This window comes from Streptomyces sp. NPDC006261 (genome assembly GCF_040613515.1).
Lineage (GTDB): Bacteria > Actinomycetota > Actinomycetes > Streptomycetales > Streptomycetaceae > Streptomyces.
On the sequence record NZ_JBEXSI010000002.1, the window covers coordinates 127,704 to 149,719 of the forward strand.

20 protein-coding genes and 2 pseudogenes are annotated in these 22,016 nt (G+C 70.4%); 16 read left to right on the forward strand and 6 right to left on the reverse strand.

Annotated features, from left to right (window positions below):
* The first annotated feature begins 354 nt into the window (after positions 1-354).
* A complete protein-coding gene (locus ABZ154_RS01815) occupies positions 355-1,482 on the forward strand; it encodes a ferrochelatase (RefSeq protein WP_356828062.1) in 1,128 nt (375 codons plus the stop codon).
* Between the two features lie 60 nt (positions 1,483-1,542).
* Positions 1,543-2,343, forward strand: a complete 801-nt coding sequence (locus tag ABZ154_RS01820) for an inositol monophosphatase family protein (RefSeq protein ID WP_356828064.1) — start codon at positions 1,543-1,545, stop codon at positions 2,341-2,343.
* 103 nt (positions 2,344-2,446) lie between these two features.
* Here ABZ154_RS01820 and ABZ154_RS01825 read toward each other — a convergent pair whose 3' ends face one another.
* The gene (locus ABZ154_RS01825) at positions 2,447-2,620 is read right to left on the reverse strand and encodes a hypothetical protein (RefSeq protein ID WP_162888441.1); all 174 of its coding nucleotides are present in this window, start codon (positions 2,618-2,620) and stop codon (positions 2,447-2,449) included.
* A gap of 348 nt (positions 2,621-2,968) precedes the next feature.
* Between ABZ154_RS01825 and ABZ154_RS01830 the strand changes: the two genes are divergently transcribed.
* The 4 genes from ABZ154_RS01830 (at position 2,969) to ABZ154_RS01845 (ending at position 6,538) form a co-directional block, all read left to right on the forward strand.
* Entirely contained in the window at positions 2,969-3,622 is a 654-nt protein-coding gene (locus ABZ154_RS01830) for a response regulator transcription factor (protein ID WP_151510567.1), read from the forward strand.
* A 5-nt stretch (positions 3,623-3,627) separates the two neighbouring features.
* Positions 3,628-4,869, forward strand: coding sequence for an ATP-binding protein (locus ABZ154_RS01835; protein ID WP_356828067.1), 1,242 nt, complete (start codon positions 3,628-3,630; stop codon positions 4,867-4,869).
* Positions 4,870-5,274: 405 nt separating this feature from the next.
* Positions 5,275-5,571, forward strand: a complete 297-nt coding sequence (locus tag ABZ154_RS01840; RefSeq protein WP_003965732.1) for a DUF4193 domain-containing protein — start codon at positions 5,275-5,277, stop codon at positions 5,569-5,571.
* Between the two features lie 13 nt (positions 5,572-5,584).
* Complete coding sequence (locus ABZ154_RS01845; protein WP_356828069.1) at positions 5,585-6,538, forward strand: hypothetical protein; 954 nt, start codon at positions 5,585-5,587, stop codon at positions 6,536-6,538.
* A gap of 76 nt (positions 6,539-6,614) precedes the next feature.
* Here ABZ154_RS01845 and ABZ154_RS01850 read toward each other — a convergent pair whose 3' ends face one another.
* Positions 6,615-7,073 carry a DUF3093 domain-containing protein gene (locus tag ABZ154_RS01850; RefSeq protein ID WP_356828071.1) on the reverse strand — a complete coding sequence of 153 codons (459 nt, stop codon included), beginning with the start codon at positions 7,071-7,073 and terminating at the stop codon, positions 6,615-6,617.
* A 58-nt stretch (positions 7,074-7,131) separates the two neighbouring features.
* Here ABZ154_RS01850 and ABZ154_RS01855 point away from each other — a divergent pair, with 58 nt between their 5' ends.
* The 7 genes from ABZ154_RS01855 to ABZ154_RS01885 all read left to right on the forward strand — a co-directional run bounded on the left by ABZ154_RS01855 (position 7,132) and on the right by ABZ154_RS01885 (position 13,850).
* A complete protein-coding gene (locus ABZ154_RS01855) occupies positions 7,132-7,716 on the forward strand; it encodes a PaaI family thioesterase (protein WP_015611957.1) in 585 nt (194 codons plus the stop codon).
* Positions 7,716-8,243: a dUTP diphosphatase gene (gene dut, locus ABZ154_RS01860; protein ID WP_356828073.1), complete on the forward strand. Its 528-nt coding sequence runs from the start codon at positions 7,716-7,718 to the stop codon at positions 8,241-8,243. The genes ABZ154_RS01855 and dut overlap by 1 nt, the downstream gene beginning before the upstream one ends.
* A 1-nt stretch (position 8,244) precedes the next feature.
* Positions 8,245-9,012 carry a DUF3710 domain-containing protein gene (locus ABZ154_RS01865; RefSeq protein ID WP_356828075.1) on the forward strand — a complete coding sequence of 256 codons (768 nt, stop codon included), beginning with the start codon at positions 8,245-8,247 and terminating at the stop codon, positions 9,010-9,012.
* 235 nt (positions 9,013-9,247) lie between these two features.
* Positions 9,248-11,797, forward strand: coding sequence for a sensor histidine kinase KdpD (locus tag ABZ154_RS01870; protein ID WP_356828077.1), 2,550 nt, complete (start codon positions 9,248-9,250; stop codon positions 11,795-11,797).
* A 73-nt stretch (positions 11,798-11,870) separates the two neighbouring features.
* Entirely contained in the window at positions 11,871-12,563 is a 693-nt protein-coding gene (locus ABZ154_RS01875) for a response regulator (protein ID WP_356828079.1), read from the forward strand.
* Positions 12,564-12,635: 72 nt separating this feature from the next.
* Positions 12,636-13,052, forward strand: coding sequence for an OB-fold nucleic acid binding domain-containing protein (locus ABZ154_RS01880; RefSeq protein WP_356828081.1), 417 nt, complete (start codon positions 12,636-12,638; stop codon positions 13,050-13,052).
* A gap of 3 nt (positions 13,053-13,055) precedes the next feature.
* On the forward strand, positions 13,056-13,850 hold the full coding sequence (locus ABZ154_RS01885; protein ID WP_356828083.1) for a DUF3159 domain-containing protein: 795 nt from the start codon (positions 13,056-13,058) through the stop codon (positions 13,848-13,850).
* A gap of 88 nt (positions 13,851-13,938) precedes the next feature.
* On the opposite strand, the gene ABZ154_RS01890 is transcribed toward ABZ154_RS01885, so the two are convergent.
* Positions 13,939-14,619 (reverse strand): TrkA family potassium uptake protein, encoded by a 681-nt coding sequence (locus ABZ154_RS01890; protein WP_356828085.1) that lies wholly within the window; start codon positions 14,617-14,619, stop codon positions 13,939-13,941.
* The gene (locus ABZ154_RS01895) at positions 14,619-15,287 is read right to left on the reverse strand and encodes a TrkA family potassium uptake protein (protein ID WP_356828087.1); all 669 of its coding nucleotides are present in this window, start codon (positions 15,285-15,287) and stop codon (positions 14,619-14,621) included. Before ABZ154_RS01895 ends, ABZ154_RS01890 begins: the two co-directional genes overlap by 1 nt.
* 322 nt (positions 15,288-15,609) lie before the next feature.
* Here ABZ154_RS01895 and ABZ154_RS01900 point away from each other — a divergent pair, with 322 nt between their 5' ends.
* Positions 15,610-17,658 (forward strand): APC family permease, encoded by a 2,049-nt coding sequence (locus ABZ154_RS01900; RefSeq protein WP_356828089.1) that lies wholly within the window; start codon positions 15,610-15,612, stop codon positions 17,656-17,658.
* Positions 17,659-17,813: 155 nt separating this feature from the next.
* Positions 17,814-19,142: a class I SAM-dependent RNA methyltransferase gene (locus tag ABZ154_RS01905; RefSeq protein ID WP_356828091.1), complete on the forward strand. Its 1,329-nt coding sequence runs from the start codon at positions 17,814-17,816 to the stop codon at positions 19,140-19,142.
* Positions 19,143-19,550: 408 nt separating this feature from the next.
* On the opposite strand, the pseudogene ABZ154_RS01910 reads toward ABZ154_RS01905, so the two are convergent.
* Positions 19,551-20,800: pseudogene (locus ABZ154_RS01910) on the reverse strand (helicase-related protein); the annotation flags it as partial.
* Positions 20,801-20,985: 185 nt separating this feature from the next.
* On the opposite strand from ABZ154_RS01910, the pseudogene ABZ154_RS01915 reads away from it, so the two are divergent.
* Positions 20,986-21,254 (forward strand): annotated as a pseudogene (locus tag ABZ154_RS01915) (IS5/IS1182 family transposase); the annotation flags it as partial.
* Positions 21,255-21,483: 229 nt separating this feature from the next.
* Here ABZ154_RS01915 and ABZ154_RS01920 read toward each other — a convergent pair.
* Positions 21,484-22,005 (reverse strand): SMI1/KNR4 family protein, encoded by a 522-nt coding sequence (locus tag ABZ154_RS01920; protein ID WP_356828093.1) that lies wholly within the window; start codon positions 22,003-22,005, stop codon positions 21,484-21,486.
* Between the last annotated feature and the right edge of the window lie 11 nt (positions 22,006-22,016).

Genomic DNA, 22,016 nt, shown 5'->3' on the forward strand with positions numbered 1-22,016 from the left:
TCGGGGCCTTCGGCGTGCTGGCCGAAGGCGAGCCCCGGGGGTCCCAGAGGGTGGCCGCACGGGGATCCCGGAGCCTCAGGTGGGGGCCGCACGGGGATCCTCAGGGTCCCCGCGCGCCGGCCGGAAGCGAATCCTGGCGTGGTCCCACGCGCCGACCGACAGCGGATCCCGTCGTGGTCTCAGGTGGCGGCCGGAAGCGGATCACGGCGTGTTCCGGGCGGCGGCCGGGAAGTCGATTCCGTGGCCCTCCCGGGCAGTGGCCGAAAGCAGCTTCCGGAGCGCCCCGGCGGGTTCCCGACGGTGCGTCGGATGTCGGTTGCCGCACTGTCAGCGGCGGGTGGCAGGATCGGTGCCATGTCCGATCTGCGCGATCCCTCTCCCTACGACGCTCTGCTGCTGCTCTCCTTCGGCGGTCCCGAGGGCCCTGACGACGTGGTCCCGTTCCTGGCGAACGTGACCCGCGGCCGGGGCATCCCCGAGGAACGGCTCAAGGAGGTCGGGCAGCACTACTTCCTCTTCGGCGGGGTCAGCCCGATCAACGCCCAGAACCGCGCGCTGCTGGACGCCCTGCGCAAGGACTTCGCCGGCCACGGCCTGGACCTCCCGGTCTACTGGGGCAACCGCAACTGGGCGCCGTACCTGACCGACACCCTGCGCGAGATGACGGCCGCCGGGCACCGCCGCATCGCCGTCCTCGCCACCAGTGCCTACGCCTCCTACTCGGGCTGCCGCCAGTACCGCGAGAACCTCGCCGAGTCGCTGGCCGCCCTGGAGGCGGAGGGCCTCGATGTGCCGCGCGTGGACAAGCTGCGCCACTACTTCAACCACCCCGGCTTCGTGGAGCCCATGGTGGACGGGGTGCTCGCCTCCCTCGCCGACCTGCCCGAGGGCGTCCGCGCGGGCGCCCACCTCGCCTTCACCACGCACTCCATCCCGACCTCCGCCGCCGACGCCTCGGGGCCCATGGAGGCGCACGGCGAGGGCGGGGCGTACGTCGCGGAGCACCTGGACGTGGCCCGGCTGATCGTGGAGGCCGTGCGCGAGGAGACCGGCGTCGACCACCCCTGGCAGCTCGTCTACCAGTCCCGCAGCGGCGCCCCGCACATCCCGTGGCTGGAGCCCGACATCTGCGACCACCTGGAGACCCTGCACGGCGAGGGCGTCCCCGCGGTCGTGATGGCGCCCATCGGCTTCGTCTCCGACCACATGGAGGTCCTGTACGACCTCGACACCGAGGCCACCGCCAAGGCCGCCGAGCTCGGGCTGCCGGTCCGCCGGTCCGCGACGGTGGGCGACGACCCGCGCTTCGCCGCTGCCGCACGGGACCTGGTGCTGGAGCGTGCCGCGAGCGAGCGGGGGCGTGAGGCGAAGCCCTGCGCGCTCGGCTCCCTCGGTCCCTCCCACGACCTCTGTCCGGTCGGCTGCTGCCCGGCCAGGGCCCCCAAGCCCGCGGCGGCGGGCGCCGACAGCCCGTACGCGTAGGGCCGCTGCCACCGCCCGTAGGCGTAAAGCCCCGTTTCCGTCGAGTCCCCTGGGAGCACCGTGACCGACCCCGCCCTGTCCGAACTGCTCGACCTCGCCCTGGAGGCCGCCCGCCGCGCCGGAGCCCTGCTGCGCGACGGCCGCCCCGCCGACCTGGGGGTGGCCGCGACCAAGTCCAGCCCCATCGACGTCGTCACCGAGATGGACATCGCCGCCGAGAAGCTGATCACCGGCTACCTCTCCGACTTCCGCCCCGACGACGGCTTCCTCGGTGAGGAGGGGGCCAGCTCCCCGGGCTCCACCGGCATCCGCTGGGTCATCGACCCGCTCGACGGCACCGTGAACTACCTGTACGGCCTGCCGACCTGGGCGGTCTCCATCGCCGCCGAACGCGACGGCGAGCGGGTCGTGGGTGTCGTCGAGGCCCCGATGCGCCGGGAGACCTACCAGGCGGTCCTGGGCGGCGGTGCGTACGCGAACGGCAACGCCCTGCGCTGCCGCCCCGCCCCGCCGCTGGACCAGGCACTCGTCTCGACCGGCTTCAACTACGTCAGCAAGGTCCGCAGCCACCAGGCGGACGTCGCCCAGCAGCTGATCCCCAGGCTGCGCGACATCCGGCGGGGCGGCTCGGCGGCCGTCGACCTCTGTGACGTGGCGGCGGGCCGGCTGGACGGGTACTACGAGCGCGGACTGCACCCCTGGGACCTGGCGGCGGGTGACCTCATCGCGCGGGAGGCGGGCGCGCTGACCGGCGGCCGCCCCGGACTTCCGGCCGACGGCGATCTCACGGTGGCCGCCACCCCCGGTGTCTTCGAGCCGCTGCAGGCCGCCCTGGAAGAGCTGGGCGCCTGGCACGACTGAGCCTCTGCCCGACCGGAGGCCCTGGTGAGAGCCGTGGGGGCCGCACGGTACAGGAGAGGGCCCCGGTGCCGTTGTCGGCATCCGGGGCCCTCTGTCGTACGGCTCAGACGCTCGTGGCGCCGATTTCCACGCCGTGCTCGGCCGCGAGGCGGTGCAGGTCGTCCAGCTCGCCCTGCTCGACATCCGCCAGGAAGTCGTCGCCGTCCTCGCGAGCCCGCGTGAGGTCGGACTCGGTGGTCTTGATGCGTTGCAGCAGACCTGCGGTGAAAGCGTCCATGATGCGCCCCCTCATCGTGGGTCGGTGGCACGGGGGTGTGCCCGGGATTCCTCCGGCGGGAGAGCCGGAGGGGCGGGTGATCTCGCCGCTTCTCCGGGGAAAGGAGCGGGGCCGTGAGATGCCACGGGCCGGGCGTGATCGCGGGTGTGAACCCCTCATCCCCACACGCGGTCTCGGAGAAACCTCAGCTGGGCGGTAATTCCGCCCCATTCCCCGGGCCCGGTCGGCCCAGCGCCGTCTTACCGCCGGTTTATACGCGTTGCGGGCAGGATGGACGCACACAGTCGGCCTCCCTCGGGGGCCGTTCGCTGTGTGAACCCGTTGAAGTACCTAGGGAAGGACTGCGCTGTGCGCGTACTCGTCGTCGAGGACGAGCAGCTGCTCGCCGATGCGGTGGCCACCGGACTGCGCCGGGAGGCCATGGCCGTCGACGTCGTCTACGACGGGGCCGCGGCCCTGGAGCGCATCGGGGTCAACGACTACGACGTCGTCGTGCTGGACCGGGACCTTCCCCTGGTGCACGGCGACGACGTCTGCCGCAAGATCGTCGAGCTCGGCATGCCCACCCGGGTGCTCATGCTCACCGCCTCCGGTGACGTCAGCGACCGGGTCGAGGGCTTGGAACTGGGCGCCGACGACTACCTCCCCAAGCCCTTCGCCTTCAGCGAGCTGACCGCCCGGGTCCGCGCGCTGGGCCGCCGTACGACGGTGGCGCTGCCGCCCGTCCTGGAGCGGGCCGGCATCAAGCTCGACCCGAACCGGCGCGAGGTCTTCCGGGACGAGGCGGAGATCCAGCTCGCCCCCAAGGAGTTCGCGGTGCTGGAGGTCCTGATGCGCAGCGAGGGCGCCGTCGTCTCGGCGGAGCAGCTGCTGGAGAAGGCCTGGGACGAGAACACCGACCCGTTCACCAACGTGGTGCGGGTCACGGTCATGACGCTCCGCCGCAAGCTCGGCGAACCGCCCGTCATCGTCACCGTGCCGGGCTCCGGATACCGGATCTGAGGACCATGGCCGCCACCCCGCCGCCCCCGACGGCGCCTCCGAAGCCCACCTGGGAGCCCAAGCAGCAGGACCCCCCGTACCCCTGGCTGCGCCCGACCATCCGGATACGGCTCACGCTGCTGTACGGCGGGATGTTCCTGATCGCGGGCATCCTGCTGCTCTCGATCATCTACATGCTGGCCGCCCAGGCCCTCCATGACGCGGGGAGCCTGGAGTTCAAGGTCGGCGGCAACAACGTGCTGATCGCCAGTGACACCTGCCCGCAGCTGGGCTCCGCGACCAACAACGACCAGCTGAACGAGACCATCAAGGCCTGTACGGCGGCCCAGCGGCAGCACGCGCTGGACAGCCTGCTGAACCGGGCGCTCCTCGCTCTGGTCGGCCTCAGCGTGATCGCCTTCGCCTTCGGCTACGCCATGGCCGGACGCGTCCTGTCACCGCTGGGCCGGATCACCCGGACCGCGCGCAGGGTGGCGGGCACGGACCTCACCCGGCGGATCGAGCTGGACGGCCCGGACGACGAGCTCAAGGAGCTCGCGGACACCTTCGACGACATGCTGGACCGGCTGGAGCGGGCGTTCACCGCGCAGCAGCGGTTCGTCGGCAACGCCTCGCACGAGCTGCGCACGCCGCTGGCGATCAACCGCACGCTGCTGGAGGTGCATCTCTCCGACCCGGAGGCCCCGCCCGAGCTCCAGCAGCTGGGGAAGACGCTGCTGGCCACCAACGAACGCAGTGAGCAGCTGGTCGAGGGGCTGCTCCTGCTGGCCCGCAGCGACAACCAGATCGTGGAGCGCAAACCGGTCGACCTGGCCGAGGTCGCCGACCGTGCCATCGACCAGGCCCGGACGGAGGCGGTGGCGAGGAAGGTCGAGATCCGCGGTGAGCGGTCCGCCGCCGTCGTCCAGGGCAACGGGGTCCTGCTGGAGCGGATCGCGCTGAACCTCGTACAGAACGCCGTGCGCTACAACGTGGCCGAGGACGGCTGGGTGGAGGTCACCACCTCCCTGCAGCCCGGCCAGGCCCTGCTGGTCGTCTCGAACACAGGTCCTGTGGTGCCGGCGTACGAGATCGACAACCTCTTCGAGCCCTTCAGGCGGCTGCGCACGGAGCGCACGGGCAGCGACAAGGGGGTCGGACTCGGCCTGTCGATCGCACGGTCCGTCGCGCGGGCCCACGGAGGCCGTATCATCGCGGAGCCCCGCGAAGGCGGCGGTCTCGTGATGCGCGTCACCCTGCCGGTCTGAGAGGCCGCACGGTGTGACTCTGCACCGAATCTCCATGTTCGCTTTGGGCGGAATTTTCAGGACCCGTCCCCGGGCGAGCCGTGTGTGATCGATCACAGAGCCCTTTTTCGGGCCATCCACTCTCCGTGATCGCACCTCATGCGGAAAGCCGGTAATCGTCCGGGTTTTCGGGGGGTGTTATCACGGGAAGTACACGGGGTGGCGCCTGTGAACTGCGCAGTCGGGACCGTGTACGGTCCCCATCGCCACCCAAGCCGAGCCTCGCCGAGGCGACCGGTTGGGTGTCGATTGAGTAACAGACCTTGATGTGAGGCAAAATCTCCGCCTCAGGTCGGGCACAAGTCCGGCCTCTCACGCGTTACGTGCGCTGAGACACCCGCAGACACCCAAGAGGGGGAGAGCGACATGGCAACGGATTACGACACCCCACGCAAGACCGACGACGACGTGGACCAGGACAGCCTCGAAGAGCTCAAGGCTCGTCGGAGCGACAAGACGGCATCCGCCGTCGACGTCGACGAGTTCGACGCGGCCGAAGGACTCGAGCTGCCCGGCGCGGACCTCTCCAACGAGGAGCTGGCCGTCCGGGTCCTGCCCAAGCAGGCCGATGAGTTCACCTGCATGAGCTGCTTCCTGGTGCACCACCGCAGCCAGCTGGCCCGCGAGAAGAACGGTCAGCCCATCTGCCGCGACTGCGACTGAGGTCGGGTCGGCCATGCCAGGCGACACACCGTTCCGGAAGCGGCGCCCCTGGCGTCGGCACGGACCGGAGGCGAACGAGGGCGGCCCAGGCCCGGCAGCAGGCGTCAGCCCGTCTGCCGAGCGGTCCGCCGCCCTGCCGGACCCCTCCGGTGCTACCGGTACCTCCGACGACGAGCGAGGCCGTTCGGCCTCGCTCGAAGTGGCGGGAGCGGCAGCCCTGCCGGACCGGAGCGGAAAGAAGGATCAGGCGGAGCCCACGACCGGGGCAGGCCGCCTGCACGCAGTGAAACGGGGGGTGCGCGAGGGCGGGGAGAGTGCCCGTGCCCTGGCCGGCCAGCTGGCCGACCGGATCATCGAAACGGCTCCCCGCGTCCCGGTGCGCGATCTCGCCACCCTGCGCAAGCAGTTTCCCGGGCTGGGGCCCGAGGAGCTCGCCGACAAGCTCGTGGCGGGCGCGAGCCGGGCCAGCGCCACCGTCGGCGCGGGCATCGGCGCAGTCGCCATGCTGCCCGTACCGCCCGCCATGCTCGCCGAGCTGGCGGCCGAGGTCACCGGCGTCGCCGCGATCGAGATGAAGCTCGTCGCCGAGCTCCACGAGGTCTACGGTCGCCGCCCGCCGGGCAACCTGGCCCAGCGCTCCACCGCGTATCTGACGTCGTGGACGGAGGAGCGCGGCATCGACGTCACCCGGCCCACCACACTCAACGCCGCCCTGGGCGGCCAGATGAAGCGCGAGCTGCGCCAGCAGATCACCAAGCGCATGGCCCGCAACCTGCCCAACCTGATCCCGTTCATGATCGGCGCCGCCGTCGGGGCCACGATGAACCGCCGCGACACCCGCAAGCTCGCCGACCGGGTCAGGAACGACCTGCGCGAGCACCGGATCCCCTGGGACCGGCTCGCCGAGCTGCCCCCGCTGGAGCGGCCCGCCGTACCGGTCGTACTGCCCAAGGAGATCGAGGGCTGAGCCCGCGATCGTCCGTACGGGCTCCTCAGGCCATCGTCCGTACAGGCCTCTGAGGCCATCCGTTCGTACAGCCCCCTCAGGCCGCCGGAACCGCCGTCAGCGCCGCCTCCAGGCCCTTCGGGTCCCGGGTGGAGAGGAAGACGTACGGAGTCGGGTCCTCCGGATCCGTGACCTCCACCCGCACCGCCGTTCCCACATAGCTGCGCAGCAGCATGAACGCGCGCGCGTCCGCCTTGTGCGTGCGCCAGGCGTACGCCTCCTCGGCGTCCAGCACCTCGGGCTCCCCGAGCGCCGAGAGCGGGATGCGGGCGTCACCCGCCACCAGCGCCCCGGCCACCACCCGGATCCGGGCGGAGCCGTAACTGCTCACCGCGGCCGCGGCCGCCGCCGTGCCGCCGACCAGCCCGGCGAGCAGCGGCAGGGACCCGAGCGGCAGAAGCATCAGCGCACAGGCGACACCGACCCCGAAGGCGATGAACCACCAGGAACGGGGAGCGGTGAGACGTTCGTCGAAGGGCGGTGCGGAAGGCTGCATGGGGCCAAGCTTGGCACGGCGGGACCCGCACACCGCCGCGCGGGTAAGGTCTGCGCCTGTGAGTGGAACATCAGCAGCTCTGACACCCCCGGCCGACGCCGTCGCCCCGGTCCGGCACCCTGACGCCCCCGCCCCCGGGGAGCTCCTCGGCGCGCACTACGAGCACTGTTTCGGCTGCGGCGAGGGGCAGCCGCACGGCCTGCACCTCCAGGCGCGGGCAGGCGAGGGCGTGAGCGTGACCGCCGAGTTCACCGTCAAGCCCGCCCACCAGGGCGCCCCCGGCCTCGCCCACGGCGGCGTGCTCGCCACGGCCCTGGACGAGACGCTCGGCTCGCTGAACTGGCTGCTGCGCACGATCGCGGTGACCGGACGGCTGGAGACCGACTTCGTCCGCCCCGTCCCGGTGGACACCGTGCTGCACCTCGACGCCCGCATCACCGCCGTGCACGGCCGGAAGATCTACTCCACGGCCACCGGCCGGATCGGCGGCCCCGAGGGGCCCGTCGCGGTGCGGGCCGACGCCCTGTTCATCGAGGTCAAGGTGGACCACTTCATCGAGAACGGGCGGCCCGCCGAGATCCAGGCGGCCATGGCCGACCCGGACCAGGTCAAGCGTGCCCGAGCCTTCGAGGTGAACCCCTGATGCGCAGCCCCGTCGACGTACTGATCCGCCTGCTCGACCCGGACGTGCCGATTCCGGCGTACGGACACCCCGGGGACGCCGGGGCCGACCTGGTGACCACCGAGGCCGCCGAACTCGCCCCCGGCGAGCGCGTGGTGCTGCCCACCGGGGTCTCGATCGCCCTGCCCGACGGGTACGCCGCCTTCGTGCACCCCCGCTCCGGCCTCGCGGCCCGCTGCGGAGTGGCCCTCGTGAATGCCCCGGGGACGGTTGATGCCGGGTACCGTGGGGAGATCAAGGTGATCGTGGTCAACCTCGATCCGCGCGAGAGCGTGCGATTCGAACGGTTCGACCGGATTGCCCAACTGGTTGTCCAGCAGGTCGAGAAGGTGCGCTTCCACGAGGTGGCGCAACTTCCCGGCTCGGCGCGGGCCGAAGGGGGCTTCGGGTCCACCGGCGGCCACGCGTCGGTGGACGTCGCCGAGGGCGGGATCACCCACGGTGGGAACAGCTACGCTTCGGTCGTATACGACCGGGAAGGACAGTGACGTGTTCGGACGTCGCAAGAAGAGTGGTTCCGCCGAGGACGCGGCGGACGAGGTGCGCGAGACCGAGCAGGTCGCCGACGAGGGTACCGACGGGGCCGCGTCAGGCGCCCGGCGGGCGAATCTTCCGCCGGCTCCCCGGCCCGACGGACCCTGGGACCTCTCCGAGGTCTCCCAGCCCGGCGAGGGCCGGGTCGATCTGGGCGGCATCTTCGTCCCCGGTGTCGAGGGCATGGAGCTGAGGGTCGAGGTGGCCGGGGACGCGATCGTCGCCGCCACCGTCGTGCTCCGCGACAGCGCGGTCCAGCTGCAGGCCTTCGCTGCCCCCAAGCGGCAGGGCATCTGGGGCGAGGTCCGCGAGGAGATCGCCTCCGGCATCACCCAGCAGGGCGGCATCATCGACGAGGTCGAGGGCCCGCTGGGCTGGGAGCTGCGCGCGCAGGTCCCCGTACAGCTCCCCGACGGCACCAACGGCGTCCAGCTCGTGCGCTTCGTCGGCGTCGACGGCCCCCGCTGGTTCCTGCGCGGTGTCATCTCCGGTCAGGGCGCCGTCCAGCCGGAGGCCGCGGGCCTGCTGGAGACGATCTTCCGGGACACCGTCGTGGTCCGCGGGGAGGGCCCGATGGCCCCCCGCGACCCGATCGTCCTCAAGCTCCCCAACGACGCCCAGATGGTGCCCGAGGGTGTCCAGCAGGAGGAGCAGGAGGGCTCGAAGTTCTCCGGCGGCATGGGCCAGCTCCAGCGCGGACCGGAGATCACCGAGGTCCGCTAGCGGTACGTGTCACCACAGCATCGCGGCCGGGGGCCGCATCCCTATCCGGGGTGTGGCCCCCGGCTATTTCCTGTCCGCCGCGCATCGGAGTCCCGTCGATCGCACGTCGGAGTTCCGTCAATACAGCTCCCGGCCCCGGCTGCCGGACCCGCGCGGAGTAGCGTCGAGGGGGCAGCCGTACCGGGCGCCACCGGCCGTGGACCGACACGGCCGGACGCAGGAAGACAATGGGGTCATGGGACGCGGCACACTCCGGATCTACCTGGGCGCGGCACCGGGCGTCGGCAAGACGTACGCGATGCTCTCCGAAGCCCACCGCAGGGCCGAGCGCGGCACCGACTGCGTGGTGGCCTTCGTGAACCACCACGGCCGGCCGCGCACCGAGGCGCTGCTGCACGGCCTGGAACAGGTCCGGCCCCGCGAGATCACCCACGGTTCGGCCCTCTCCACCGAGATGGACGTCGACGCCGTCCTGGAGCGCGCCCCCGCCGTCGCCCTGGTGGACGAGCTGGCCCACACCAACCTGCCCGGCTCCCGCAACGCCAAGCGCTGGCAGGACGTCGAGATGCTCCTCAAGGCCGGGATCGACGTCATATCGACGGTCAACATCCAGCACATCGAGTCGCTCGGCGACGTCGTCGAGTCGATCACCGGCGTACGCCGGCAGGAGACCGTTCCCGACGAGGTGGTGCGCCGGGCCGACCAGATCGAGCTGGTGGACATGTCGCCCCAGGCGTTGCGCCGCCGGATGGCGCACGGCAACATCTACCAGCCCGACGAACTCGACGCCGCCCTCTCCAACTACTTCCGCCCCGGCAACCTCACCGCCCTGCGCGAGCTGGCCCTTCTGTGGACCGCCGACCGGGTCGACGAATACCTCCAGCAGTACCGGGACGAGCACAACATCCGCACCACCTGGCAGGCCCGTGAACGCATCGTCGTCGGCCTCACCGGCGGGCCCGAGGGCCGCACCCTCGTCCGCCGCGCCTCCCGGATGGCCGCCAAGGGCTCCGGCAGCGAGATCCTCGCCGTCTACATCGCGCGCAGCGACGGGCTCACCTCCGCGTCGCCCAAGGAGCTCGCCGTCCAGCGCACCCTCGTCGAGGACGTCGGCGGAACGTTCCACCACGTGATCGGCGACGACATCCCCGCGGCCCTCCTGGAGTTCGCCCGCGGGGTCAACGCCACCCAGATCGTGCTGGGCTCCAGCCGCCGCAAGACCTGGCAGTACATCTACGGCCCCGGGGTCGGCGCCACCGTCGCCCGGGAGTCCGGGCCCGACCTGGACGTCCACATCGTCACCCACGAAGAGGTCGCCAAGGGGCGCGGACTGCCCATCGCCCGCGGTGCCCGGCTCGGGCGGGCCCGGATCATCTGGGGCTGGCTCGTCGGCGTCGTCGGCCCGGTCCCGCTCTCCCTGCTGCTGCTCAGCCTGGACAACGGTCAGGGCCTCGCCAACAACGTCCTGCTCTTCCTCTTCCTGACCGTCGCCGCGGCCCTGCTCGGCGGACTGCGGCCCGCCCTCGCCTCGGCTGCCGTCGGCGTGATGCTCCTGAACTACTGGTTCACCCCGCCGACCCACACCCTCACCGTCCAGGATCCCGAGAACTTCGTCGCCATCGTGATCTTCTTCGCGGTGGCCGTGGCGGTCTCCTCGGTGGTGGACCTGGCGGCCCGCCGCACCCTCCAGGCCGCCCGGCTGCGCGCCGAGTCGGAGATCCTCTCCTTCCTGGCGGGCAGCGTGCTGCGCGGCGAGACCGCCCTGGACGCGCTGCTGGAGCGGGTCCGCGAGACCTTCGCGATGGAGTCGGTCGCGCTGCTGGAGCGGGTCAGCGACGTCGACCCGTGGACCTGCGCCGGATCCGTCGGGCCGGCTCCGGTCGCCCGGCCGGACGACGCGGACGTGGACATGCCGGTCGGCGACAACATGGCGCTCGCTCTCTCGGGCCGGGTGCTGCCCGCCGAGGACCGCCGGGTGCTCGGCGCCTTCGCCGCCCAGGCCGCCGTCGTGCTGGACCGCCAGCGCCTGGTCTGGGAGGCCGAGCAGGCCCGCAGGCTGGCCGAGGGCAACCGGATCAGAACCGCGCTGCTCGCCGCCGTCAGCCACGACCTGCGCACCCCGCTCGCCGGGATCAAGGCCGCCGTCAGCTCGCTGCGCGCCGACGACGTCGCCTGGTCGCCGGAGGACGAGGCCGAGCTCCTCGAAGGCATCGAGGACGGCGCCGACCGGCTCCACCACCTGGTGGGCAACCTGCTGGACATGTCCCGCCTCCAGACCGGCACCGTGACCCCGCTGATCCGCGAGATCGACCTCGACGAGGTCGTGCCGATGGCTCTCCTCGGGGTCCCCGAGGGCAGCGTCGACCTGGACATCCCCGAGACACTGCCCATGGTCGCCGTCGATCCTGGGCTGCTGGAGCGGGTCGTCGCCAACGTCGTCGAGAACGCCGTCAAGTACAGCCCCGGCGGTGAGCCCATCGCGGTGGCCGCCAGCGCCCTCGGGGAACGCGTCGAGCTCCGGGTCGTCGACCGGGGGCGCGGCGTCCCCGACGAGGCCAAGGAGCGTATCTTCGAGCCCTTCCAGCGGTACGGTGACGCCCCGCGCGGCGCCGGAGTGGGCCTCGGCCTGGCGGTCTCCCGGGGCTTCACCGAGGCCATGGGCGGCACCCTGGACGCCGAGGACACCCCCGGCGGCGGGCTCACCATGGTCCTGACGCTCACCGCCGCACCGGCCCGGGAACTGCCCCAGGACCGGGCGGTGCTCCCGGCCGAGGCCGCCTCATGACGGACCCGCCCCGCGCCGCCCCGTACCCCATCCGCTCCCCGTACAGCCCGCACAGCAGAAAGGCAGGTCCGCGATGACCCGGGTGCTCGTGGTCGACGACGAGCCGCAGATCGTGCGCGCCCTCGTGCTCAACCTGAAGGCCCGCCAGTACGAGGTCGACGCCGCGGCCGACGGGGCGACCGCCCTTCAGCTCGCCGCCGCCCTCCACCCCGACGTCGTCGTCCTCGACCTCGGGCTGCCGGACATGGACGGGGTCGAGGTGATCAAGGGGCTGCGCGGCTGGACCCGGGTCCCGATCCTCGTCCTCTCCGCGCGCCACACCTCCGACGAGAAGGTGAAGGCCCTGGACGCGGGCGCCGACGACTACGTCACCAAGCCGTTCGGCATGGACGAGCTGCTGGCCCGGCTGCGCGCCTCGGTACGCCGCGCGGAACCGGTCGGTCACGACGTCACGGAGGGCGCCTCGATCGTGGAGACGGCCGCCTTCACCGTCGACCTGGCGGCGAAGAAGGTGCACCGCGCGGGCCGCGACGTACGGCTCACCCCCACGGAGTGGCACCTGCTGGAGGTCCTCGTCCGCAACGGCGGCCGCCTGGTCGGCCAGAAACAGCTCCTCCAGGAGGTCTGGGGGCCCTCCTACGGCACCGAGACCAACTATCTGCGGGTCTACATGGCCCAGCTGCGCCGGAAGCTGGAGACGGACCCCTCGCACCCCCGGCACTTCGTCACCGAGCCGGGCATGGGCTACCGCTTCGAGCGTGGCTGACCCCGTCGGTCACCCTTTCGAGTGGTCCCCCAGGCCTCCGTACGCAGCTGGCGGGACCGGTACCCTTCGGGTATGAGTGCTGTTCCCCGACACGAGAAGGCCGGCAGGGCGGAGAGGCCGTCCGGGCGCTTCCGCCGTATGCTCGACCGGCTCTCCAGCTCCCAGCAGGACCTGGAGTCCCAGGAGCTGCGGGAGGACACCCAGGTCACCGGATGCACCCGTATCTCCGAGTGCTCCGACCGCCAGATCGTGAAGGTGGCTGGTACGTTGCGGACCGTCACCCTCCGTCCCCGGGCCGGAGTGCCCGCCCTGGAGGCGGAGCTATTCGACGGCACCGAGCCGCTGGATGTGGTCTGGCTGGGCCGGCGCTCCATCGTCGGCATAGAGCCCGGCCGCAGGATCATCGCCTCGGGCCGGGTCGCCATGAGCCAGGGGCGCCGGGTGCTGTTCAACCCCACATACGAACTCCGACCGCTCGCCAAGGAGTAGCCGGTGACGTCTCTCGACAAGCCGACGTCCGAAACGGACCAGCCCCACCCCACCGACCGGCAGAACGCCGACGGGAAGCACGCCGCTCAGCAGGACACCGCGTCGAAGACGGTCACCGAAGCCGCCCTCTTCGAGGCCTTCGGCGGTGTGCGCGGCATGGTGGAGACGGTCCTGCCCGGGCTGCTCTTCGTCACGATCTTCACCATCAACAAGGACCTGCACGTCTCGGCCATCGCGGCCCTGGCCGTCTCCCTGGCCCTGGTCGCCGTACGACTGATCCGCCGGGACACCGTGAAGCATGCCTTCAGCGGCGTCTTCGGGGTGGCCTTCGGTGTCGTCTTCGCGATGATGACGGGCAACGCCAAGGACTTCTACCTGCCGGGCATGCTCTACACCCTGGGGCTGGCCACGGCCTACCTCGTCACCGCCGCCGCCGGGGTGCCGCTGATCGGTCTGATCCTCGGCCCGGTCTTCAAGGAGAACCTCTCCTGGCGGACCCGTAACCCGGGCCGGAAGAAGGCGTACACCAAGGCCAGTTACGCCTGGGGCCTCATCCTGCTGGCCAAGTGCGCGATCCTCTTCCCGCTGTACTGGTGGGCCGACACCACCCAGTTCGGCTGGGTGCTGGTCTCGCTGAAGATCCCGCCGTTCCTGCTCGCGGTCTATCTGACCTGGGTCTTCCTCGCGAAGGCTCCGCCGCCCATCGACGTCTTCGCCGAGATGGAGGCCGAGGAGAGGGCCGAGAAGGACCGCAAGGCCGAGCAGGCCGCGGCAGCCCTCCGCAACCCGGAGGCGTAAGGACGCGTCAAAGAGGGGCCCGTAACCGCCGCCGTGCGGTTACGGGCCCCTCTTATGCTCACGCGTCAGCTGTAGGAACGTTCACGCGTCAGCTGTCGGACGGCAGATCGCGGCGGACCGACAACAGGTCCTCCAACTGCTCCTCGCGCGCCTGGGCCGCCACGAACAGCAGCTCGTCACCGGCCTCCAGGGACTCCTCGGCGCTCGGCGTCAGCACCCGCGTCCCACGGATGATGGTGACCAGCGAGGTGTCCTCGGGCCATGCCACGTCACCGACCCGGGTGCCGGCCAGCGCCGATTCCGGCGGCAGCGTCAGCTCCACCAGGTTGGCATCGCCGTGGCTGAAGCGCAGCAACCGGACCAGATCGCCGACGCTCACCGCCTCCTCCACCAGGGCTGACATCAGCCGCGGGGTCGAGACCGCGACATCGACGCCCCAGGACTCGTTGAACAGCCACTCGTTCTTCGGGTGGTTGACCCGCGCCACCACCCGCGGCACGCCGTACTCGGTCTTCGCGAGCAGCGAGACGACCAGGTTCACCTTGTCGTCGCCCGTCGCCGCGATCACCACGTTGCAGCGCTGCAGGGCCGCCTCGTCCAGCGACGTGATCTCGCAGGCGTCCGCGAGCAGCCACTCGGCCGACGGGACCCGCTCCACCGAGATGGCGCTGGGCGCCTTGTCGATGAGCAGCACCTCGTGCCCGTTCTCCAGCAGCTCGGTGGCGATGGAACGGCCCACCGCGCCCGCCCCGGCAATCGACACACGCATCAGTGACCGCCCTCCTCGGGACCCTCGGCGAAGGCCTCTTCGACCTTGGCGATCTCGTCCGTGCGCATCATCACGTGGACCAGGTCGCCCTCCTGCAGGACGGTCTGCGACGTCGGCAGTATGGCCTCGCCCAACCGGGTGAGGAAGGCGACGCGGACGCCGGTCTGCTCCTGGAGCGTGCTGATCCGGTGACCGATCCAGGACGGCGTCGTGTGCACCTCGGCGAGCTGCACACCCCCGCTCGGATCGCGCCACAGCGGCTCCGCGCCCGACGGCAGCAGCCGCCGCAGCATCTGGTCCGCCGTCCAGCGGACCGTGGCCACGGTGGGGATGCCGAGCCGCTGGTAGACCTCGGCCCGCTTCGGGTCGTAGATGCGGGCCGCGACATTTTCGATGGAGAACATCTCGCGGGCCACGCGGGCCGCGATGATGTTGGAGTTGTCGCCGCTGCTGACCGCCGCGAAGGCCCCGGCATCCTCGATGCCCGCCTCGCGGAGGGTGTCCTGATCGAAGCCGACCCCGGTGACCCGGCGACCGCCGAACCCGGACCCGAGACGGCGGAAGGCCGTGGGGTCCTGGTCGACCACCGCGACCGTGTGGCCCTGCTGCTCCAGGGTCTGCGCGAGAGCGGCTCCGACGCGCCCGCAGCCCATGATGACGATGTGCACCGTTCGCCTACCTCGCCGTCCTGGTCGTCCGGCTGACCTGCGAAAACACGCTGCTCACACTTCTCTCTCAGCTTGCCGGGCAAACAACGGGGCAACGGCTTCGGCGTTGCCCGGGGATGAGCTTATGCCGCTGGGGGGCCGCCGTTTCCTCCGAGTGTGCGTTGCCCGGGACACATGGGCAAAGGGGGAGTAAAAGCGCTGTGCCGGTTTGCAAGGATTGCGTTAAGGATTACGGCCGATACCTGCTCCTGCCGCAGGAGAGAGCGGTGCCACGGCGCTCAGGCGTCCGTGACCGGCGCAAGCTCCGCTTACGATCCTCAGCGTGTCCAAACTGACCGACGTGCCCAAAAGGATCCTGATCGGCCGGGCGCTGCGCAGCGACAAGCTGGGGGAGACCCTCCTCCCCAAGCGCATCGCGCTCCCCGTCTTCGCGTCCGACCCGCTGTCCTCGGTGGCGTACGCACCCGGAGAGGTGCTCCTCGTCCTGTCCATCGCGGGCGTGTCGGCGTACCACTTCAGCCCCTGGATCGCGCTGGCCGTCGTGGTCCTCATGTTCACGGTCGTCACCTCCTACCGGCAGAACGTCCGCGCCTACCCGAGCGGCGGCGGCGACTACGAGGTCGCCAACACCAACCTCGGCCCCCGGGCCGGACTGACCGTCGCCAGCGCCCTGCTGGTCGACTACGTCCTCACCGTGGCCGTGTCGATCTCCGCCGGCGTGGAGAACCTGGGCTCGGCGGTCCACTTCGTCGTCGAGCACAAGACGCTCTGCGCGATCGGCGCCATCGTGTTGCTCACGCTGATGAATCTGCGCGGGGTCAGGGAGTCGGGGAAGCTGTTCGCCGTCCCCACGTACCTCTTCGTGGCGGGAGTCTTCGCCATGATCCTCTGGGGCGCGTTCCGGGGACTGGTCCTGGGCGACACCATGCACGCCCCGACGTCCGAGTTCGAGATCAAGCCCGAGCACCAGGGCCTCGCCGGTTTCGCGCTCGTCTTCCTCCTCCTGCGGGCCTTCTCCTCCGGCTGCGCCGCCCTCACCGGCGTGGAGGCGATCAGCAACGGGGTGCCCGCCTTCCGCAAGCCGAAGTCCAAGAACGCGGCGACCACGCTCGCCATGATGGGCCTGCTCGCCGTCACCATGTTCTGCGGGATCATCGCCCTGGCCATGGCCACCGACGTCAAGATGGCCGAGAACCCGGCGAGGGACCTGATCCGCGACGGCGTCCCGGTCGGCGAGAACTACACCCAGGACCCGGTGATCGCCCAGGTCGCGGAGGCGGTCTTCGGCCACGGGTCGGTCCTCTTCATGGCCCTCGCCGCAGCCACCGCGCTGGTCCTCTTCCTGGCCGCGAACACCGCGTACAACGGCTTCCCGCTGCTCGGGTCGATCCTGGCCCAGGACCGCTATCTGCCCCGCCAACTGCACACCCGCGGCGACCGGCTGGCCTTCTCCAACGGCATCGTACTGCTGGCCGGCGCCGCCATCCTGTTGGTCTGGATCTACGGCGCCGACTCCACGCGCCTCATCCAGTTGTACATCGTCGGCGTCTTCGTCTCCTTCACCCTCAGCCAGACCGGCATGGTGCGGCACTGGAACCGCCTGCTCGCCGACGAGGGCGACCAGGGCAAGCGCCGCCACATGGTCCGCTCCCGTGCCATCAACGCCTTCGGGGCGTTCTTCACCGGGCTGGTGCTGATCGTGGTCCTGGCCACCAAGTTCACCCACGGCGCCTGGGTCGCCCTGCTCGGCATGGTGATCTTCTACGGCACGATGACCGCGATCCGGAAGCACTACGACCGGGTCGCCGCCGAGATCGCAGCCGACGAGACCCCTGCGGACGAAACCATTCGCCCCTCCCGCGTCCACGCGATCGTCCTGGTCTCCAAGCTCCACCGCCCGACCCTGCGCGCCCTCGCCTACGCCAAGCTGATCCGCGCGGACCACCTGGAGGCGCTCTCCATCAGCGTCGACCCGGCCGAGACGAAGGCCCTGCGCGAGGACTGGGAGCGGCGCGGCATCGACGTACCGCTCAAGATCCTCGACTCGCCCTACCGCGAGGTGACCCGCCCGGTCATCGAGTACGTCAAGGGGCTGCGCCGTCAGAGCCCGCGCGATGTGATCAGCGTCTACATCCCGGAGTACGTGGTCGGCCACTGGTACGAGCACCTGCTCCACAACCAGAGTGCCCTGCGCCTCAAGGGCCGCCTGCTGTTCACCCCGGGCGTCATGGTCACCTCCGTCCCCTACCAGCTCCAGTCCTCCGAGGCGGCGAAGAAGCGGGCCTGGAAGCGCGCGGAGTGGAACGCTCCGGGTTCGGTACGCCGGGGCCCGGTGGAACGACGGCACAAGGAGCCGGACCGGAAGGGCTGAAACCCCCGGCTCCACGGCTGAGGGGCCGGGACCGACACGGGAGGAACCGCTCGTGGTAAGCACTCCGACCGGACGCACGTAGACTGGTGGGCTGTCGTCCGGGCACGCACGCCTGCCCCGTATGCCCCCCTTCCCCCTCCCTGGAGCCTCCCCTCATGCAGAACGCACCCACGTCGTCGCTGGTCGGGGAGGAGTACGAGGTCGAGGTCGGTCCCGTCGCACACGGCGGCCACTGCATCGCCCGTACCGCCGAGAACCAGGTCCTCTTCGTCCGCCACACGCTCCCCGGCGAGAAGATCATCGCCAAGGTCACCGAAGGCGACACGGACTCCCGCTTCCTGCGGGCCGACGCGGTACGGATCCTCGAGCCGTCCAAGGACCGGGTCCAGGCCCCGTGTCCCTACGCCGGCCCCGGCATGTGCGGCGGCTGCGACTGGCAGCACGCCAAGCCCGGTGCCCAGCGCCGACTCAAGGGCGAGGTGATCGCCGAGCAGCTCCAGCGCCTGGCGGGCCTGACGCCCGAGGAGGCCGGCTGGGACGGCACGGTCATGCCCGCCGAGGGCGACAAGCTCCCGCCGGGCGAGGTCCCCGCGTGGCGCACCCGCGTCCAGTACACCGTCGACGCGGACGGCCGGGCGGGCCTGCGCAAGCACCGCTCGCACGACGTCCAGCCGATCGACCGCTGCCTGATCGCCGCACCCGGCGTTTCGGAACTCGGCGTCGAGAAGCGCGAGTGGCCGCAGCTGGCCGCGGTGGAGGCGATCACCGCCACCGGCTCGAACGACCGCCAGGTCATCCTCACCCCGAAGCCCGGCGGCCGGCTCCCCCTGGTCGAGCTGGACAAGCCGGTCTCCGTACTCCGCGTAGAGGAGCATGACGGCGGCGTCCACCGCGTCCACGGCCGCGCCTTCGTCCGCGAACGCGCCGACGACCGCACGTACCGCGTCGGCTCCGGCGGCTTCTGGCAGGTCCACCCGCAGGCGGCCAACACCCTGGTCCGCGCGGTCATGCAGGGCCTGCTGCCCCGCAAGAACGACACGGCCCTCGACCTCTACTGCGGCGTCGGCCTCTTCGCCGGAGCCATCGGCCAGCGCATCGGCGAGAAGGGCGCGGTGCTCGGCATCGAGTCCGGCAAGCGCGCGGTCGAAGACGCCCGCCACAACCTCAAGGACCTGGACCGGGTCCGCATCGAACAGGGCAAGGTCGACCAGGTCCTGCCCCGTACGGGCATCACCGAATGCGACCTGATCGTCCTGGACCCGCCGCGCGCGGGCGCGGGCAAGCAGGTGGTCAAGCACCTGTCGGGGCTGGGCGCACGCAAGATCGCCTACGTGGCCTGCGACCCGGCGGCGCTGGCGCGGGACCTGGCGTACTTCGCGGAGGGCGGGTACAAGGTGCGGACGCTGCGGGCGTTCGACCTGTTCCCGATGACGCATCACGTGGAGTGCGTCGCGATCCTTGAACCCATCGCAAAGGCTGCCTGACCTGCCGGTTTGAGTGGTGTGCGTTATGTGCGCTGTGGGCGGTACGGGCGATATCTTGACGCTGAAATAACGCTCTGCGATGCAACCTGACGCTCATTTGACGCTCGTTCTGATGGGCTGTCAGGTGTGTTGCTTTGCTGATCAGATGGCCTCCTGGCTGTGCGGGTGTGGCAAGGTGCCGGGAATTTCGTGGCGCCGAGCGGGCCTGTTTTGAGGGGCTGGCGCGCGTGTGCTGCGTTTCCATCTCGCCTGTATGCGCCTGGCGACTACGAAACCCTGCCAGACCGCTCTCAAACGGTGGTCCACCTCGCCAGGGCCAATCTCATGGCCCCGCCTCACCCGCGAGACGACCGTCTTCTGCGGCGATCCGACCCCCATCGAGGGAGCGAGGTTGTGGCCGAGGCGTGTCTACCTGTCGGTGAGCGTGGAGAGCCGAATGGATTCAGTGAGGGCGGTTTCCGCGCCCGTTGAGTCCATGAGGCGTGCGGCGAGTGTTGCTTCGGCCAGACGGGAGGGGAGCGCCTCGCTGCACTTGAGGCCGCGGATCGCGTGGCTGTCGACTTGGGGGAGGGCGAGGTTCGCTTGGGCGTCGCGCAAGGCGTTCTGCCAGCGTGGCGGTGTGAGGTCCTCGCGAAGCCGGATCCAGTCGCCGTTCGTTCGGCGGTGCGGAACGACGACGGAGGGGAGCGTGGCGGCCAGTGTGGCGTTCGCGCGGTGCCCGGCCCAGGTCCACCATCGAACGTCCCCGCCGTCGCGCCGGACGATCAGAGTTCCGCCGGGGTGGACCGTGTCCAGGAACCTCTCGCGTGCTTCTGCGAGCCGCAGAGAGGCCCGGTTGGTGAGACGTACCGGAGGGTCTTCTCCCAGCAGGACGTCCCTGGTCGCACGAGTGAGGGTGAAGGAGCGGACACGCTCGGCTCCGAACCCGTTCCAGCGGGCGCGCCCGCCTTCGTCGACCGGTTCCACGAAGCAGCGCTTGCGGTGCCAGTCGATGTACGTCACCTGCCAGTTGCGGCCCGCGAGCAGGAGTCGGCGGGGGCCTTCGATCTCCTCGGTGAGCAGGTCGGGGTCGGTGCGACCGATTTCGTTGCGGCCGTTGAACACGGTGAACTCGGGGGGTGAGGCGAAGACGGCGGTGAGATTCATGAAGTGGCGGTGCCCGTAGCGGCGTTCTGCCTCGGGGCCGATGAACAGCAGGCCGCCGTCCTGGTCCAGATAGCCCTCCTGGACGAGGTGGTTGACGACAGGCTCGGCTCCGGCTCGGAACGGGATGAGTCCGTTCCACCACTGCTGCCAGAGGTTTTCGCCGACCCGGTGCTCCTGGAGGCACAGCGCGAGGAGCTGCTGGGCGACCAGGTGACGCGGCTCTGGAGGGGCGATGACGGGTTCGACCCAGCCGCGGGACCACTGCAGGAGCAGAGCTGCTGAGGAGAGTAGGGCCTCCTCGCTCACCGCGAGGAACAGGCAGTTGCGGAGAGTGCCCGGTCGGCGGCCGGTCCGTCCGATGCGCTGAAGGAATGAGGCGACGGTAGCGGGGGCGTCGAGTTGAATCACTCGGTCCAAGTCGCCTACATCGATGCCGAGTTCGAGTGTGCTGGTGGAGACAATGACGCAGTCCCGGGCCTCGGCGAAAGCTGTTTCGGCGCGGGTGCCCGTCGGCGCCCTCGTCGGAGCGGGCCATGCCGTCGGAGCCGCGCAGCACCGACCGGGCCGGGTTCTCCAGCCGGGACCACTTGGCCTCGCTCTCGTCCGCGGAGGCCGCAGACGCCCTCGCGGGGCTGGTCACGGCGTGGAAATCCAGTAGTCCGTCACGGGGGTGAGCTGCTGGACGCATGTTCGATTCGACTGCATTGCCGCTGACCGCCCGTACTGCTCGGGGAGGAAGAAGCACCACGGGCTGAACGTGCAGGTCATCGCGGGTCCGGCCGGACGCCTGATCCGGGCTTCGGACGCGCTCGGCGTCACAACCGCGATCACGCCAAGATCCGCAGCCTTGGCGAACGTGCCACGGCCACCCTCAGATGCTGGCGGCTCCTGCGCGGTCTCCGCTGCGGCACCACCCGGATCGCCACCGTCGTCCGTGCCGTCGTCGCACTCGAACTTGCCACCTGATCAAGATGGAAAGGGTTGTTCACTGTCGCCGCCCTCTCTTTGCTGGAAAAACGCCCGTAGCCCAGCGGAGCCCCACCCATGGATGGTAGGGCTCCGCTGGTCGTTCCGTTGATCGGCAAGGGGATCCGAGCCACCAGCGGAAAGGGTCGCCCGAAGCGTTCGATGCGACGCTTCGGAACGCGGTAGAATCTCCTTTCGCCAAAACAGCAGATGCCGCCGCGTTCGTTTTTCAGGGAAGGAATTCCCAGGACGGGCCATCAGGCGCGCGGTCGCGAGAGCACAACGTCACGTCCCGCCCCTTGAGATAATCCAGCAGCCATTCGCTGAAAGTCATCTCGTAAAGAGTCCAGGCCGGACTGTCGAACTCCTGGACGACGACGCGCCAGGACGGAGAAGAATCATCGGGAACGCGAAGGAATATCGCTTCCCCTGTTGTTGCCGTCGCCGCCGGGATCAGCTCACCGGGGTTCGTCCCTACCGGACTGGGCAGGAATTCTGCCATGTCCTCCTCGCTCCAGAGCTCGAAATTCTCCCTGATGAATCTTCCGAGGTCGTGCAGTAGGTGGCTGGCGGGGTGTTTGAGATACAGCTGTCCATTGATCTCGATCGAACCGTAGGCGTTCACGATCTCGCGAAAGTCTGCCGGGAATTCGGCACCGATTTCCCGCTCCAATTCGATCCATGGTGCTGGATCCGACCAGTTGAACCGGGGCTCGCCCAACAGGGCTTTGATCTCTGAAAGCGTTGCCACTGAGTTGTCCC